The organism is Tenggerimyces flavus, assembly GCF_016907715.1.
Lineage (GTDB): Bacteria > Actinomycetota > Actinomycetes > Propionibacteriales > Actinopolymorphaceae > Tenggerimyces > Tenggerimyces flavus.
Genome location: NZ_JAFBCM010000001.1, coordinates 5,122,358 through 5,137,511 on the forward strand (window position 1 = coordinate 5,122,358; position 15,154 = coordinate 5,137,511).

At 69.7% G+C, this 15,154-nt stretch carries 16 protein-coding genes; 7 read left to right on the forward strand and 9 right to left on the reverse strand.

The genetic code is table 11. The features are described from left to right. Positions 1 to 126 precede the first annotated feature (126 nt). The 4 genes from JOD67_RS23970 (at position 127) to JOD67_RS23985 (ending at position 3,635) form a co-directional block, all read left to right on the forward strand. Entirely contained in the window at positions 127 to 921 is a 795-nt protein-coding gene (locus JOD67_RS23970; RefSeq protein WP_307782525.1) for a glycerophosphodiester phosphodiesterase family protein, read from the forward strand. 7 nt (positions 922 to 928) lie between these two features. Beyond that, positions 929 to 2,329 (forward strand): MFS transporter, encoded by a 1,401-nt coding sequence (locus JOD67_RS23975; protein ID WP_205119948.1) that lies wholly within the window; start codon positions 929 to 931, stop codon positions 2,327 to 2,329. Positions 2,330 to 2,443: 114 nt separating this feature from the next. After that, positions 2,444 to 2,839, forward strand: a complete 396-nt coding sequence (locus tag JOD67_RS23980) for an RNA polymerase-binding protein RbpA (RefSeq protein WP_205119949.1) — start codon at positions 2,444 to 2,446, stop codon at positions 2,837 to 2,839. 100 nt (positions 2,840 to 2,939) lie between these two features. Beyond that, a complete protein-coding gene (locus JOD67_RS23985; protein WP_205119950.1) occupies positions 2,940 to 3,635 on the forward strand; it encodes a pentapeptide repeat-containing protein in 696 nt (231 codons plus the stop codon). On the opposite strand, the gene JOD67_RS23990 is transcribed toward JOD67_RS23985, so the two are convergent. The 3 genes from JOD67_RS23990 to lnt are packed head-to-tail and all read right to left on the reverse strand — an operon-like array spanning position 3,589 to position 6,399. Next, positions 3,589 to 4,053, reverse strand: coding sequence for an FxsA family protein (locus JOD67_RS23990; RefSeq protein ID WP_205119951.1), 465 nt, complete (start codon positions 4,051 to 4,053; stop codon positions 3,589 to 3,591). The two genes, JOD67_RS23985 and JOD67_RS23990, sit on opposite strands and share 47 nt — an antisense overlap. Positions 4,054 to 4,061: 8 nt before the next feature. Further along, the gene (locus JOD67_RS23995; RefSeq protein WP_205119952.1) at positions 4,062 to 4,829 is read right to left on the reverse strand and encodes a polyprenol monophosphomannose synthase; all 768 of its coding nucleotides are present in this window, start codon (positions 4,827 to 4,829) and stop codon (positions 4,062 to 4,064) included. 4 nt (positions 4,830 to 4,833) lie between these two features. Further along, positions 4,834 to 6,399, reverse strand: a complete 1,566-nt coding sequence (lnt, locus tag JOD67_RS24000) for an apolipoprotein N-acyltransferase (RefSeq protein ID WP_307782526.1) — start codon at positions 6,397 to 6,399, stop codon at positions 4,834 to 4,836. A gap of 514 nt (positions 6,400 to 6,913) precedes the next feature. Here lnt and JOD67_RS42035 point away from each other — a divergent pair. Beyond that, the gene (locus JOD67_RS42035) at positions 6,914 to 7,753 is read left to right on the forward strand and encodes an AraC family transcriptional regulator (RefSeq protein ID WP_205119953.1); all 840 of its coding nucleotides are present in this window, start codon (positions 6,914 to 6,916) and stop codon (positions 7,751 to 7,753) included. A 10-nt stretch (positions 7,754 to 7,763) separates the two neighbouring features. Further along, the gene (locus tag JOD67_RS24010; protein WP_205119954.1) at positions 7,764 to 8,147 is read left to right on the forward strand and encodes a VOC family protein; all 384 of its coding nucleotides are present in this window, start codon (positions 7,764 to 7,766) and stop codon (positions 8,145 to 8,147) included. On the opposite strand, the gene JOD67_RS24015 is transcribed toward JOD67_RS24010, so the two are convergent. Continuing rightward, on the reverse strand, positions 8,126 to 8,962 hold the full coding sequence (locus JOD67_RS24015; protein ID WP_205119955.1) for an alpha/beta fold hydrolase: 837 nt from the start codon (positions 8,960 to 8,962) through the stop codon (positions 8,126 to 8,128). The genes JOD67_RS24010 and JOD67_RS24015 overlap by 22 nt on opposite strands. A gap of 118 nt (positions 8,963 to 9,080) precedes the next feature. Here JOD67_RS24015 and JOD67_RS24020 point away from each other — a divergent pair, with 118 nt between their 5' ends. Continuing rightward, a complete protein-coding gene (locus tag JOD67_RS24020) occupies positions 9,081 to 9,689 on the forward strand; it encodes a TetR/AcrR family transcriptional regulator (protein WP_205119956.1) in 609 nt (202 codons plus the stop codon). A 164-nt stretch (positions 9,690 to 9,853) separates the two neighbouring features. Here the strand turns inward: JOD67_RS24020 and kal are convergent, their stop codons facing one another. From kal to JOD67_RS24045, 5 genes are read right to left on the reverse strand one after another with little or no spacing between them, the layout of a single operon-like run. Further along, complete coding sequence (kal, locus tag JOD67_RS24025; RefSeq protein WP_205119957.1) at positions 9,854 to 10,246, reverse strand: 3-aminobutyryl-CoA ammonia lyase; 393 nt, start codon at positions 10,244 to 10,246, stop codon at positions 9,854 to 9,856. After that, the gene (gene kamE, locus JOD67_RS24030) at positions 10,236 to 10,997 is read right to left on the reverse strand and encodes a lysine 5,6-aminomutase subunit beta (protein WP_205119958.1); all 762 of its coding nucleotides are present in this window, start codon (positions 10,995 to 10,997) and stop codon (positions 10,236 to 10,238) included. Before kamE ends, kal begins: the two co-directional genes overlap by 11 nt. Next, the gene (kamD, locus tag JOD67_RS24035) at positions 10,994 to 12,553 is read right to left on the reverse strand and encodes a lysine 5,6-aminomutase subunit alpha (protein ID WP_205119959.1); all 1,560 of its coding nucleotides are present in this window, start codon (positions 12,551 to 12,553) and stop codon (positions 10,994 to 10,996) included. Before kamD ends, kamE begins: the two co-directional genes overlap by 4 nt. After that, a complete protein-coding gene (locus JOD67_RS24040; protein ID WP_205119960.1) occupies positions 12,550 to 14,079 on the reverse strand; it encodes an amidohydrolase in 1,530 nt (509 codons plus the stop codon). The genes kamD and JOD67_RS24040 overlap by 4 nt, the downstream gene beginning before the upstream one ends. A gap of 54 nt (positions 14,080 to 14,133) precedes the next feature. Then, positions 14,134 to 15,150, reverse strand: a complete 1,017-nt coding sequence (locus tag JOD67_RS24045; RefSeq protein WP_205119961.1) for an ArsR/SmtB family transcription factor — start codon at positions 15,148 to 15,150, stop codon at positions 14,134 to 14,136. Between the last annotated feature and the right edge of the window lie 4 nt (positions 15,151 to 15,154).

The window sequence follows — 15,154 nt, forward strand, 5'->3', positions numbered from 1 at the left end:
ATGCCCGAATCGGCCTGTGGATTGCGCGCTCCGTCCACAGGCTCGCTGTGCTAAGGCGCCGGAGAATTGCCCAGGGACGGCGAGATTCCCACGATGTGGGCCGCTCCGCTCGGCCATACTGCGCACGTGGGCGACACTCCGCGCTGGGCGCGCTATCCGTTCCTGGATCATCCCGGCCCGCTGGCCTTCGCTCATCGCGGCGGCGCCAAGTACGAGCCGAACGATGGCATCGAGAACACGATGGCCGCCTTCGGCAACGCCGTCGGCCTCGGCTACCGCTACCTCGAGACCGACGTGCACGCCACGTCGGACGGCGTGCTCATCGCGTTCCACGACGAGACGCTCGACCGGGTCACCGACCGGCAGGGACGGATCGCGGACATGCCGTTCCGCGAGGTCGAGAAGGCCCGGATCGGCGGCCGCGAGCCGATCCCGCTGCTCGAGGACATCCTCGACACCTGGCCCGACGCCCGCCTCAACATCGACGTCAAGGAGGCGAACGCGATCGAGCCGCTGGTCCGGGCGGTCGAACGGACCAACGCGCACGACCGGATCTGCGTCTCCTCGTTCTCCGGCCGCCGCATCAAACGGGCCCGAAAGCTGCTCGGTCCCGAGGTCGCGAGCGGCCTCGCGCCGCTGGGCATCGCGCTCGTCCGGCTGCCGCTCCCCCGCGGCCTCGGTCGACTGCTCGTTGCCGACGTGCCGTGCGTGCAGGTGCCGGTCTCGTACTACGGCTTCCGCATCCTCACCAAGGGCTTCGTCGACCTCGCGCACGCGCTCGGCAAGCAGGTGCACGTGTGGACCGTCGACGAGCCGGACGAGATGCGCGCGCTGCTCGATCTCGGCGTCGACGGGCTGATCACCGATCGCATCGACACGCTTCGGGATGTCCTCACCGAACGCGGGCAGTGGACGCCATGATGCGTGCATGACTGACACGGGCACGGGGACCACGCCGGCGTCGTACCCCGACGCCACCGAGCGCCGCCGCGAGCAGCGCGCGTGGTACTTCTACGACTGGGCCAACTCCGCGTACGCGACCACCGTTCTCAACGTCCTGTTCAGCCCGTACCTGATCTCGGTCGCCGAGCGCGCTGCGTGCGGGCGGACCGGTACGCCGGAGAATCCCTGCACCACCGACCTGCATCTGCTCGGCATCCCGATCTCCCCCGGCTCGCTGCCCCTGTACGTGATCACGGCGTCGACGCTGCTCGCCGCGATCCTGCTGCCGATCGTCGGCGCCTTCGCCGACCGGTCCCAGCACAAGAAGAACCTGCTCGTCGGACTCGCCTGGATCGGCGCCGCCGCGAACGTCGGCATGTTCTTCGTCGCCGGGACCAACTGGGGTCTCGGCGTGCTGCTGTTGTTCGTCGGCAACATCTGTCTCGCCTCGTCCCTGGTCGTCTACGACGCGATCCTGTGCGACATCGCCACACCGGACGAACGCGACGGGGTCTCGTCGCGGGGCTGGGCTCTGGGCTATCTCGGCGGCGGCCTGCTGCTGGTGCTGAACCTCGCGTTGGTGCAGGGCCACGACCTGGTCGGGCTGTCGAGCGGCGACGCGGTGCGGATCTCGATCGCGTCGGCCGGAGTGTGGTGGGCGGGCTTCACGTTCATCCCGTTCTTCGGCCTGCGGAACCGACCGCCGGTCGCGGTGGTCACCGTCTCCACGCGGGCCGGGGTGGTGCGGCAGAGCTTCGGGCAGCTGTTCACGACGCTGCGCGAGGCGCGGGCCTTCCCAATGACGCTGCTGTTCCTGATCGCGTACCTGTTCTTCAACGACGGTGTGCAGACCGTGATCTACGCGTCGTCGGTGTACGCGTCGTCGCAGCTCGGGATGGGTCAGTCGACGCTGATCGTGCTGATCCTGATCGTCCAGTTCGTCGCGTTCGGCGGCGCGCTGCTCTTCGGGCGCGTGGCGGGGCGGTTGGGGAGCAAGAAGACGATCCTCGGGGCGCTGGTGATCTGGGTGTTCGTGGTGATCGCGGCGTACTTCCTCCCGGTCCGGCAGATCGTGCCGGTGCTCGTGCTCGGGGTGTTCATCGGGCTGGTGCTCGGTGGGACGCAGGCGCTCTCCCGGTCGCTCTACAGCCAGTTCGTGCCGCGGGGACGGGAGGCGGAGTACTTCTCGCTCTACCAGGCGTGCGAGCGAGGGACGAGCTGGCTGGGGACGCTGGTGTTCGGCGTCGTCCACCAGCTGACGAACTCGTACCGGCCGGCGATCATCGCGTTGATCGTCTTCTTCGTCGTCGGCTTCGTGCTGCTGTTGCGCGTCGACCCGCGGCGGGCGATCCGGGAGGCGGGCAACGAGCAGCCGGCCGTGGTGTGAGGTAGCTGACTCGGGTCAGGATTCGGTGGATGCCGGAACGGGAATCTTCAGGGGTGTCCGGTCGTTGGACCGTCTGTCGGACCAGCGAAAGACTGCAGGGGGAACGGAGTATCCATGTCAGAGCGCGCACTGCGCGGCTCACGGCTCGGAGCGTCCAGCTACGAGGACGAACGGGAGATCACGCCCGCGCCTCGGCAGCTGGTGGGTTACACCTGTCCGCAGGCGCACCACTTCGAGCTGACGTTCGCCGCCGAAGCCGAGGTTCCATCCGCGTGGGAATGCCCGCGCTGCGGTGCGGAGGGCGTCCGCCTGGACGGTGACCAGCCGGAGCCGAAGCACGTGAAGCCCGCGAGGACCCACTGGGACATGCTGCTCGAACGACGCAGCATCGACGAGTTGGAAGAGCTGCTGTCCGAACGCCTCGAACTCCTGCGTTCCGGACAGATCGGCCCAGAGCACCTGCACCGCCCCCGCGGCGGTAAGCCCCCAAGGCAACGAAAGAGCGCCTGAGCCGTACCAAGACCCAAGCCGCGTCGCGACCCCCCGGCGACGCGGCTTGGTGCTGTCCGGGGTGCGAGGGGTTGTCGGAAGGCTCGGCTAGGTTCGACCGGTGCCGCCATCCCTCAAGCCGCCAGTGAAACCGCGACTCCCCCGCGACCTGATTCCTGCCACCCTCCCCGAGCACCAACCCGAGGACGACGGCCATCTGCACGGCCTCGCGTTCACCGACACGCACCTCGCCGACCTCGACGTGCATCTCCTTGACGTCACCGAGTGCACGTTCGACCAGGTCGACCTCAGCGGCTCGAGGCTGAGCAAGACGACGTTCGCCGACTGCCGGCTGCAGGAGTCCGACCTGGCGAACGTGCAGGCCATCGGCTCCTCGATCATCCGAAGCGAGCTCCAAGGCCTGCGCATGACCGGGCTCGGGTTCGCCGACGGAACGATCCGCGAGGTCACGTTCGACCGTTGCCGCCTCGACCTCTCGGCGTTCAGGTTCAGCACGTTCAGCAAGACGGTCTTCGACGGCTGCAGCCTTCGCCAAGCCGACTTCGGCAACGCCGATCTGCGCGGTGTCCAGTTCACCAGTTGCGACCTCACCGGCGCGAAGTTCGCCCAGGCCAACCTCAAGGGCGCGCGGCTCACGAACTGCGTCCTCGATCAGATCGGCAACGTCGAGAACCTCGCCGGTGCCACCATCGACGCGGCGGACTTGGTCGCGCTCTCGTACGCCCTCGCCGGGGCACTCGGCATCGTGATCAGCGAGGAGGCGGCTGGTCCCCGTTCAGCACCTCGCCCTGAATGACTGTGGTCGGGCCGGAGCCCGGAGCACCCGCGGACCGGCGTGCCACGGCCTTCTTCACCTGCCGGTTCGCGACCCAGGTCAGCGCGCGACGCGCCAACGGGCGGGTGAACGGGAGCACCATGAAGAAGCCGAACACGTCCGTCACGAACCCCGGCGCCAACAGCAGCGTGCCGCCGACCAGGATCAGCGCCGCGTCGGCCACCTCGCGGTTCGGCAGCTTGCCGCCGCGGAACGCGCCCTGCAGCGCGGACCAGGCACGCCGGCCCTCACGCTTCACCAGCCAACCGCCGAGGAAGCCCTCGGCGAGCAGCAGGCCCACCGTCCACCAGGCGCCGATGACCTGTCCCACCTGGATGATCACGTAGATCTCCAGGATCGGCACGCCGATGAACAAAACCGCCAGAATCAGTGGCCACATAGTCGCGATCACCCCTTCCGGGTCAACGCCTTCCGGCCGCCCAGTCGTTCCCGCACCTGCTGGGTCCGGTACCCCAACCCCCACAGCGTGACGCGCCAGAGCGCCTCGACGATCTCCCGCTGGCTCATCTTCGACCGCCCGAACTCGCGTTCGGTGAACGTGATCGGCACCTCGACCACGCGGAACCCGGCCCGGATGGTCCGCAGCGCCAGGTCGATCTGGAACGCGTACCCCAACGACGCCACGCCGTCGAGGTCGATCGCCTCGACCGTCTCCCGCCGGTACGCCCGGAAGCCGGCTGTCGCGTCCCGCAACGGCATCCCCAGCGCGATCCGCGTGTAGAGGTTGGCGCAGCGCGAGAACAGCTCCCGCGTCATCGGCCAGTTCTCCACCCGACCGCCGGGCACCCACCGCGATCCCAGCACGAGGTCGGCCGAGGTCAGCGCCGTGAGCAGGGCCGGCAGGGCCTCGGGCGGATGCGACCCGTCCGCGTCCATCTCGCACAGGATGTCGTAGTCGCGCGCGAGTCCCCACCGGAACCCGGCGACGTACGCACGGCCCAGCCCTTCCTTGAGCGGCCGGTGCAGGACGTGCACCCGCGAGTCCTCGGCGGCCAGCCGGTCCGCGATCTCCCCGGTCCCGTCCGGCGAGCCGTCGTCGGCGACGAGCACGTGGACGGACGGCGCCGCGGCGAAGACGCGGGCGAGGATGCGTTCGAGGTTGTCGGACTCGTTGTACGTCGGCACGACCACCAGGACGCGCCCCAGCTCCCCCACAGACCTAGCCCTCCCGTCGGCGCCGTAGGAAGACGGCGGCAATCACAGCGAAGCAGCCGACGATAGCCAATCCCCACTCGATCCCCGGACCCGCAACGCTGGCGAGCGTACGTTGGGTCCGCAACGGCACCTGCTCGACGTAGATCTGCCGGGTCGCCTCCTGCGACTGGTGGATCACCCGCCCGTCCGGCGCGATCACCCCGGAGATGCCGCTGGGCGACGCCACGAGCGTGGCCTTCCCGTACTCGATCGCCCGCATCCGCGTGATCGCGAACTGCTGCTCCGGTTGCCCGCTCCCCATGTACGTGGCGTTGTTCGACTGCACGGTCAGCAGCTGCGTGTTGTCCTCCGCCGCCACGTCGCGGACGATCTCGTCGTAGGCGATCTCGAAGCAGATCACCAACCCCAGCTTCGTTCCCGCGATCTCCATCAGCCCCGGCTTGTCGCCCGGGTAGGTGTCGCGGCCGACGAGCTCGAGCCGCTTGATGTACGGCGTGAGCTGGGCGCGGAACGGGATGTACTCACCGAACGGCACCGGATGCCGCTTCGCGTACACCTCACCCGGCCCGGTCTTCGGGTCCCACACGACGCCGGCCGTCTGCCGGTGCGTCGGCCCAGGCCCGTTCAGGATCGCGCCGACGAGGACCGGCACGCCGGCGACGCGGACCGCGGACTCGACGGTCTCGCGGGTGATGGGGTCGTCGAACGGGTCGATGTCGGTGGAGTTCTCCGGCCACAGCACGAAGTCCGGCCGTGGGTACTTCCCGTCCGCGACGCCGCGCATCAGCTCCTCGGTGGCGGCGAGGTGGTTGCGGGTGACCGTACGCGCCCGGCCGAGCGGCTCGAGCCCGCGGCCGGGGATGTTGCCCTGCACGATCGCGACCGTGGCGGTGCCGTTCCCGGCGGTCGGCAGCGGGATCAGCAGGCCGGCGAACGGGAGCCCGACCGCGGCCACGAACGCGATGACCCGGAGCAGCGCCTGGCTGTCGCTCGCGACGATCGCGAACAGCAGCAGGTTGCCGGCGAGCACGACCAGGAACGTGACGAACGGGACGCCGCCGATCGCGGCCCAGTGGCCGAACGGCGAGTCGTCGAACGCGTACGCGACCCGGCCCCAGGGGAAGCCGCCGAGCGGGATGTGGGCGCGCGCGTACTCGATGCCGACCCAGAGGGCGGCGACGTAGAACGGCCAGTACCGCAGCCTGGTGACGACCGAGATCAGCGCTCCGAGTAACGCCATGAACAGCGCCTCGATCACCCCGGTGGCCAGCCAGGCGTCGATCCCGATGACGACGAGCCACTTGAGCAGCATCACGAAGTAGCCGAGCCCGAACGCGAACCCGATCAGTGCGCCCCGGCCGATCCCGGTGCCCATGCAGAGCAGGGTGAGGGTGGCGGCGGCGAACGGCGCGAGGTAGGCCCAGTCGTTCGGCGGGAACGCGAGCGCCATCGCGACGCCTGCCGCGGCCGCGATCGGGAGCCGCGCGAGCAGCGGCGGGCCACCGGGTCCGAGCGGGCTGTCGTCCTCGGTCGGTCGAGTCTTCGTAGCGGTGCTGGAACGAGAAGCCACCGGGCGCCCTTCTGACGGCGTGCTGGGCAGGTGTCAGGACCGTATAACGGTCAGCGGACCAATGGCGTGCCGGCACTGAGAAAGGGCCAAGGACGGAACGGCCCGCCATCCCTTCGGACCGATCGAGTACACGCGGGCTGCGTGCACAGGACCGTTGTCTACTGGGAGGCGGGCCCGTTCCGTGGCCACCCCACCGCGCGGGGTACGACTCGGCTTGCCGCTCCACACCAGGACTGGCTTCGCCCTGGTGAAGCGGCCACTGAGCATCGACCCCGAGCTAGTCGACCTGCGGTGGACAAGCTACGACGATGATGCAGCGCGCGAGGACTGTCAACCGCCTCCTGACCTGCGCGGATGTGAAGAACCGCAGGTCAGCCGCATACCACGGACACCCCCTGGCCACCGAGAATTTCCACGCCGGACGGCGTGTCGCTTCCGGCGTGTCGTTTTCGGGGCAAATCCGGCAACGGTTCGTACACGCAGCGTACCGCTACGAGGCTGGGATACTTGATCGGTGGGGTCCGTTTCGATCAGCAAAACGGAGACTCCCATCGGCTGGTGGGAGATCGCTACCACCCGCCTCGAGACGGGTCCGATTGCCCGCTTCTGCGGCTATCGCGAACGATCCGTCGACGTCGTCCAGCGCACCATGCCGGCCGGAAGCCTGATGCCGTTGATCATCTCGTTCGGCGACTCGCTCGAGCTGGACTACCCCAACGACACTGTGGAGCGGCTGGAGTCGTTCGTCGCCGGCCCCCATCCGGGTCCGGCCACCACGCGCTACACCGGCGGCCAGTTCGGCGTTCAGGTCGACCTCACCCTGCTCGGTGCGTTCCGGCTCCTCGGCATCCCCGGCGCCGAGCTCGCCCACCAGGCGGTCCCGCTCGGCGACGCCCTCCCCTGGCTCGGCGCCTCGTTTGCCGATCGGCTCGCCTCGGCGAAGACCTGGGCGCAGCGGTTCACGCTCCTCGAGCACACCCTGCTTGCCAGGGCAGCTGGCAACCCCGAGCCCGACCCGATGATCAGCTGGCTCTGGCATCGGCTCGAGGCGACCCACGGACGCGCCAGCATCGCCACGCTGGTGGCGGAAACGGGCCGCAGCCACCGCCACGTCACGACCCGCTTCACCCAGCAGATCGGTCTCACCCCGAAGGCGGCCGCGAGCCTGCTCCGCTTCGAGCACGCCGCCCGAGCGATCCAGCGGCTCCCGCTGGCCGACGCGGCGATCGCCACCGGGTACGCCGACCAGAGCCACCTCACCCGCGAGTTCGTCCGCCACGCCGGCACGCCGCCGGCCACGTGGCTCGCCGGGCAGGTCGATTTCGTTCAAGATCCGCCGTCCGCCGACGCCTAGCGTCGAAGGCATGACAGCACCCCGCATCTACCCCACGCTCCGCTACGACGACGCACCCAAGGCGATCGACTTCCTCGTCGACGCGTTCGGCTTCGTCCGCCACGAGATCCACGAAGGCGACGACGGCACGATCAACCACGCCCAACTGGCCTACGACACCGGCCTGGTGATGCTCAGCTCGCGGCGCGGCGAGGGCGACCTGTTCGAGGCCAAGCGGATGGCCCTCTACGTCGCGGTGGACGACCCCGACGCCCACCACGCACAGGCCGTCGCCGCCGGCGCGGAGATCATCATGGAGCTGACCGACCAGCCGTACGGCTCGCGCGAGTACGCCGCCGTCGACCCCGAGGGCAATGCCTGGTCGTTCGGCACCTACCGTCCCGCCGTCAGCTGACCCAGCCACGCCTTCAACACCGGCAGGGCCGGCTCGATGTCGAGGTCGTGCACCTCGCCGGGCAGCACCTGGTGCGTCGCGTTCGGTACGAGCTCGGCGGTGGCCGCGGCACCGGCCTGCAGCCACGGATCGCTGCCCTGGCTGGCGATCGTCAGCGTCGGGACGTCGACCGCGGCGAACTTCTTCAGGAGCGACGGGTCGCCGGTCTGGGTCGGCCCCATGATCGCGGCGTCGTAGGTGAGCGTCGGCGCCACCTGCTGCATGCCGGCCCAGGCCGAGCTCTCCTGCATGCCGCCGACGAACTCCGGCGGCACGTTCGAGGCCTCCACCAGGAACGCCGTCAGTGCGTCGTCGCGACGTCCCTCGGTCAGCGCGGCCAGGACGCGTTCGCGGTAGTCGGCGCCGACGTACGGCCGGTCGGCCGTGATGACGAACGGCGGCTCGAACAGGATGAGCCCGGCGACCGGCAGCCCGGCCAACGCGGCCTCGAGCGACAGCACCGAGCCCGAGGAGAAGCCCATCAGGATCGCGGAGCCGCCCGCCTGCGCGATCAGCGCGGCCAGGTCGTCGAGCTCCGCCTGCTTGGCCGTCGCGGCGTCCGGCTCGGGCGTCTCGATCAGCGCGTTCTCGCCTCGTCCGCGGCGGTCGTAGTTGAAGACGGTGTTCCCGTCGGCCAGCCCGGCCTGGAGACTTTGCAGCGTCGGGCTCCACGCGCGGAAGCTCATGGCGCCATTGACGAGGATGAGCGCCGGCCCGGAGCCGGTGCTGTCGAACGCGATGCTGGTGCCGTCGGCAGAGGTGACAGTGCTGGTCATCGTCGTGGTCCCTCCCACTTGAGTACGGTACTGTTCCGTACGGTACGGCTCAGTACCGTAGCAGTACGGTCCGGTACCGTCTAGACTCCACGGGCGACCGATCTTCGGGAGGGACTCGATGCCTGATCGAGGCGAAGCCAAGCGGCAAGTGATGCTGGACGCCGCCACCGAGGTGTTCAGCGAACGGGGGTTCGTCGGCGCGAATCTCGACGAGGTCGTGGCCGCGGCCGCTGTCTCGAAGCAGACCCTCTACAAGCACTTCTCGGACAAGGCGAGCCTGTTCCGCGAGATCGTGGACCAGATCGGCAAGCAGGTCGACGGCGCGCTGCTGGAGCTGCCCGATCCGGCGACGATCGAGGACGTCGACGCATGGATCCACACGCTCGCGCTGCGGTTCACCCGGCTGGTCATGGACCCGAAGGTGCAGCGCATCCGCCGGCTGGTGATCGCCGAGGCGCCGCGCTTCCCCGAGGTCGCGGACGCGTACTGGAAGGGCGGCTTCGACCGGGTGCTCGGCACAGTCGGCGAGCACTTCCGCGCTCTGACCGAGGCGGGCAAGCTCCGCGCCGAGGATCCGCAGCTGGCCGCCAACCACTTCGCCGGCCTGTTGCTGTGGATCCCCAGCAACCACACGATGTTCAGCGGCCGGCCGGACGTCGTGACCGACGAGGAGCTGCAGCGGTTCGCGAAGGCCGGCGCCGAGGCGTTCCTGCGCGCCTACGGCTAGGAATGTGGCTTGGGTCGGGGGCACCCTTGTCCGGACCTATGGGACCGGGGTGCCCCTCACCCCGAACCGTCGTCGCCGTCGCCGCCACGTGGAGCTTGGGTCGGGGGCACCCTTGTCCGAACCTATGGGACCGGGGTGCCCCCGACCCAAACCGAGCAGGCGCGTTACGGCTGAGCGGGTGGGACCACAACGGTCGCGCGGGCGGTCGTCGCCACGATCGGTTCGGTGAGCAGCTCCGCCGCGGACTCGGACTTCGCCGCGTTCGACCGGGCCACGATGCGCGCCTCCAACGTGAGGTCGCGGCTGCGCGTGCCGACCCGGCTCACGGTCGCCGTGACCTCGACGAGGTCGCCGCCGCGGACGGGCGCGCGGAACTGGATGTCGGCGTACGACGCCAGCAGCCCCTCGTCCCCGTCCGTCACGATGCACACCTCGGTCGCCACGTCGCCGAACAAGCCCAGCACGTACGCGCCCGCGGTGAGGTTGCCGGCGTAGTGCGCGTCCGCGTACGACACGTACCGCCGATGCGTGACCGACACTCCGACCTCAGCTGGCATGGACCAAGACTCCCTTTCGCTGACTGACCAACGCGTGCACGAGATAGCTCGCGACCTCGCCCGGCGTCGTGCCGCGCGAGAAGACCCGGTCGACGCCGAGATCCGGCGCCATCGACTCGTGGAACCGTGGCCCGCCGACCACGAGCAGCGGCCGGTGTTCCTCGTCGTACGACTCGCGGAACGCCGCCGCCATCTCCTTCGCGCCGAGGAGGTGCGCCTCCCGCTGCGTCACGACCTGCGACACGAGCACGGCGTCCGCGCGCTCCTGCTTGGCCCGCGTGACGAGCTCGGGGACCGCCACCTGCGCGCCGAGGTTGACCACCTTCAGCTCGCGGTAGTACTCCAGCCCCTTCTCCCCCGCGAACCCCTTCACGTTCAGGATCGCGTCGATGCCGACCGTGTGCGCGTCGTTGCCGATACACGCGCCGACCACGACAAGGCGGCGTCGCAATCCCTTACGGATCACGAGATTCGCCTCCTTCGGCGACAGCAGCGGATAGTCGCGCTCGAGCACCTCGACCTTGTCCAAGTCGACGAGATGCGCGACCCGTCCGTACACGACGAAGAACGTGAAGTCCGGCCCCATCGCCTTCGCGTGCACGACGAGCGCCGGGTCCATGCCCATCTTGTTCGCCAGCTGCACCGCGGCACCTTCGGCGAGCTTGTCGTGCGGAACGGGCAACGTGAACGACAGCTGCACCATCCCGTCGCCGGTCGTGTCGCCGTACGGCCGGATGATCGGACCGCTCATGCCGGCGCCTCCAGGAGCTCCACGGCCGGGTTGTAGTAGGCGGCCGACTTCTTCGCCACGCCGTCCAGGCCCTTGCCACCGTCGGCGGGGCGGCGCATCAGGCCGAACGTGCCGTCGCCGATCGCGTCGAGCAGCCCGTCCTCCCCTATCGACGAGAGCAGGTCGATCGCCTCGGACAGCACCTGCCGCGCCCGCGTGGCGATGAAGCCGTCCGGGGTCGGGCGGAAGTCCTCGTAGAGGTTGCCGCACGCGTTCAGCACGTACCGTACGTTCTGCAGCGCGAGGTCGCGGTCGGACAGCCACGGCGTCACGACGGCCTCGGTCATCATGCCGACGAGCAGGATCTGCTGGCCGGTCAATGCCCCAGCCAGGTTGAAGAAACCGTCCAACAGGTAGCCGCGGAACACGTCGCCGGTCATGTGCCGGGTCGGCGGCATCCACTTCAACGGCGCCTTTGGGAACAGCTCCCGCGCGAGCAGCGCGTGCGCCAGCTCGAGGCGGAACGACTCCGGCCGGTCGGGGTCGATCTCGAACGCGTGCCCGAGCCCGAGCTGCCAGTCCTCCAGGCCCGCTTCCTTCGCGAAGTACTCGTTCAGCAGCTGCGATACCGTCACGGTGTGGGCGGCGTCCACCGCGTCAGCGGTGGTGAGGTAGTTGTCCTCGCCGGTGTTGATGATGATGCCCGCACGGGCGTGGATCTGCCGGCTGAAGCGCTGGTCGACGAACGTGCGGATCGGGTTGATGTCGCGGAACAGGATCCCGTACATCGAGTCGTTCAGCATCATGTCGAGCCGCTCGAGCCCCGCCAGGCTGGCGATCTCGGGCATGCAGAGCCCGGACGCGTAGTTCGTGAGCCGCACGTAGCGACGCAGGTCGCGAGAGACGTCGTCGAGCGCCGCGCGCATCAGACGGAAGTTCTCCTGCGTGGCGTACGTTCCGGCGAAGCCCTCGCGGGTCGCGCCCTCGGGGACGAAGTCGAGCAGCGACTGTCCAGTCGAACGGATCACCGCGATGATGTCCGCGCCCTCGCGGGCCGCGGCCTGTGCCTGCGGGATGTCCTCGTAGATGTCGCCGGTCGCGACGATCAGGTAGATCCACGGCTTCTCCCGCGGCTCGGGGAACCGCTTCAGCCAACGGTCACGTTCGACGCGACGCTTGTCGATCTGCTTGATCCCGGCGCCGACCGCCTTCCGCGCGGCGGCCGTCGCCCGGACGGCGTCGCGTCCCTCCGGAACGCGGAACCGCACCGACCCGGCGCCCGCCTTCTGCGCGAGCGTGAGCAGGTCTTCCGCCTCGCCGCGGACGAGCGCATCCCAGACCGGCAAGGAGATTCCGTGCTCCAGCGGTACGTCGGCGCGGACCGCGTCGAGCAGCCGGTTGACCCACGGCGTGGTGTCGGGATCGGCTCCGCGGAGTCCGGCGAGCCGCAGCACAGCGCGTTCCACGGCGACCGTGGTGTGCGCCTGCGCGAGCTTCACGATCGGCTTGCCCGCCCGGCGGGCCAGGGTGCGGGCCTTGCGTACGACCGCGGGATCCAGCTCGAGAACGCCTCTCATCCCAGCGCTCCTTCCTCGTCGAACACGATCTTCCCGCGAACGACCGTGCGCAGGCATTTCGGCGCCGTCTCGCCCTCGGCGAGGGCGGGGAACGCGGACGTGTCCCACACCGCGTACGAGGCAAGTTGGCCTTGACGCAGCTCCCCCGCGTCGTCGACACCGGCGGCGCGCCAGCCGCCGACCGTGTGCGCGGCGAACGCGACGTCGACCGGCAGCCGCTCGTTCTCGTTGTGGTGCAGGACGGCCGCGCGTACGCCACCCCACGGGTCGAGCGGCGTGACCGGCGAGTCGGAGCCGAACGCGAGCGTGATCCCGGCGGCGTGGAAGCTTCGCAGCGGGTTCGACGCGAGAGCGCGCTCGGCGCCGAGCCGTTCGGCGTACATCTTCTCCGTCCCGCCCCAGGCGGCGTCGAACGCCGGCTGCACGCTGGCCACGACGCCCCACTCGGCGAGGTCGGTGAGCGACGTGAGGTCGATCAGCTCGACATGCTCGAGCCGATGCCTCGCGGCACGGACAGCCTCGATGCCGATCTCCTTCACCGCAAGGCGAAACCCGTCGACCGCGCTGGCCGTGCCCGCGTCGCCGATGCAGTGGTAGCCGGCCTGTAGTCCTGCCCGCGTGCACGCCACGACGTGCGCGGCGACGGCTTCGGGGTCGAGGTAGCGGTGCCCGCGGTGCTCCGGCCGGTCGGCGTAGTCGGCCTGCAGCGCGGCCGTACGCGAGCCGAACGCGCCGTCGACGTTCAGATCGCCGGCGGCTCCACGGAAGCCGAGCTCGCGGGCGCGTTCGACTCCCCCGGTGCTGACGTGCTCGCCCCAGTACGGGATCACGTCGAGGATCGGCACCTGCTCGCCGATCTCGCGGATCAGCTCGAGGTCGCCGGGCGCGTTGAGGTGCGGTGCGGAGAGCTCGTGCACGCTGCCGAGCCCGACCTCGACGGCTTCGGCCAGTGCGGCGACGAGCGAACGCTTCACCTGGCTCTTGGTGGTGAGCGCGCTGATCACGTCGCGGACGAGGTGGTGGGCGTCGCGTTCGACCCGTCCGGTGCCGTCCCATCCCTCGGCCTCGGCGATGCCGGGAACGTGGTCGGCGAGCGCCGCCGAGACGATGCCGGAGTGCCCGTCGACCCGGGAGAGGTAGACGTGCCGACCGGGTGCGGCGCGGTCGAGCTCGGCGGCGGTGGGCAGCGTGCGGTCGGACCAGGTGGTCTCGTCCCAGTTGAAGCCGAGCAGGACGCCGACGTCCTGTGTACGAGCCCGTTCGGCGATCGCGTCTAGGACGTCGCTAGCCCGCGTCGCCACGGCGAGGTCGACGCTGCGCAGCCGGACTCCGGTCTGCGACAGGTGCACGTGCGCGTCGACGAACGCGGGCGTGACGAGCCTGCCGCCGACGTCGAGGACCGTGTCGGCCTGGTCGACGTAGCGGCTCGCCTCGGCGTCGTCGCCGACCCAGCCGACGCGGTCGCCGTCGATCAGCATGGCAGTGCCGAACGGAGAGAGGGCGGCGTTGCGCAGGAGCGTTCTCATCCGCAAATTCTTCCGGTCAGAGCGAGCGACAGCTGTAATTCTTTCCGCACAACTTCAGTATGACGCAACGTCGTTCTGCGGTCGGCTCCGATGGGCCTCGATCACGCTGTCCGCGAGGTCGGTGCGACGGTAGAGCACCGAACGGCCGTTCCGCCACGACCTCACCAACCCGCTGCGACGCAGTACGGCGAGGTGCTGGCTCACCGCCGGCGGACTCTGCCCGAGCTGGACCGACAGCTCGGTGGTCGACAGCGGCAGCTCCAGGCTGAGCAGGATCGCGGCGCGGCTGCGGCCGATCAGCGCGCCGAGGGCGTCCTCGTCGGTGACGTACTCGTCCGGTGGCCTGCCCCAGACGTTGCCGACGCCGCGGGCGCCGTACGTCAGCGTGGACGGGCCGCGGGTGCCGGGCACGAACACGATGTTCGGCCAGGTGAACACCGACGGTACGAGCACGAGTCCGGCGCCGGCGAGGTCCTCCTGCGCGCTGAACCTGGTGCCGATCTGCAGTTCCTCGCCTTCGAGGCTGATCTCGGCGTGCAGCCCGGACAGCATCGCCTCGACGCCATGTCTCGTCAGCTCTGCCGCCCGGAACGCGACGTCGTCGTCGAGCACGGGGCGGATGCGGGCCCAGAACGGCTCGATCGCGACGCGCCAGTAGCGATGGAGCGCGTCTGCGACCAGCGGCGGTCCGGCCGAGCCAGCGGCGATCAGCCGGTGCGCTTCGGGTGTGAGCGGCTCACCGTTCTGGACGAGCTCGAGCTTCTCGCGCAGCAGGTCCGGTGAGATGGCGGCGACGACGTCGAGCTGGCTCTCGATCGTGGTCGCGGGGCTGCTCGCGCTGTCGAACAGATAGGACGGCACGAACGGGGTGCCGGGGATGACCGCGCGGAGCATCGCGGTGTCGACGTTCGCCTTGGCGAGCTTCGGTTCGACCTGCTCGTACCAGGCGCGATGCACCGGCGGGATCCGTCCGCGGGCGAGCAGGTAGAGGCTCTCGCCGACCTCGGCGAGCGGGGAGAACGCGAACCGCATCCGGCCGAGGTCCGCCTGCCTCATCCGGATCTGAATCATGCGG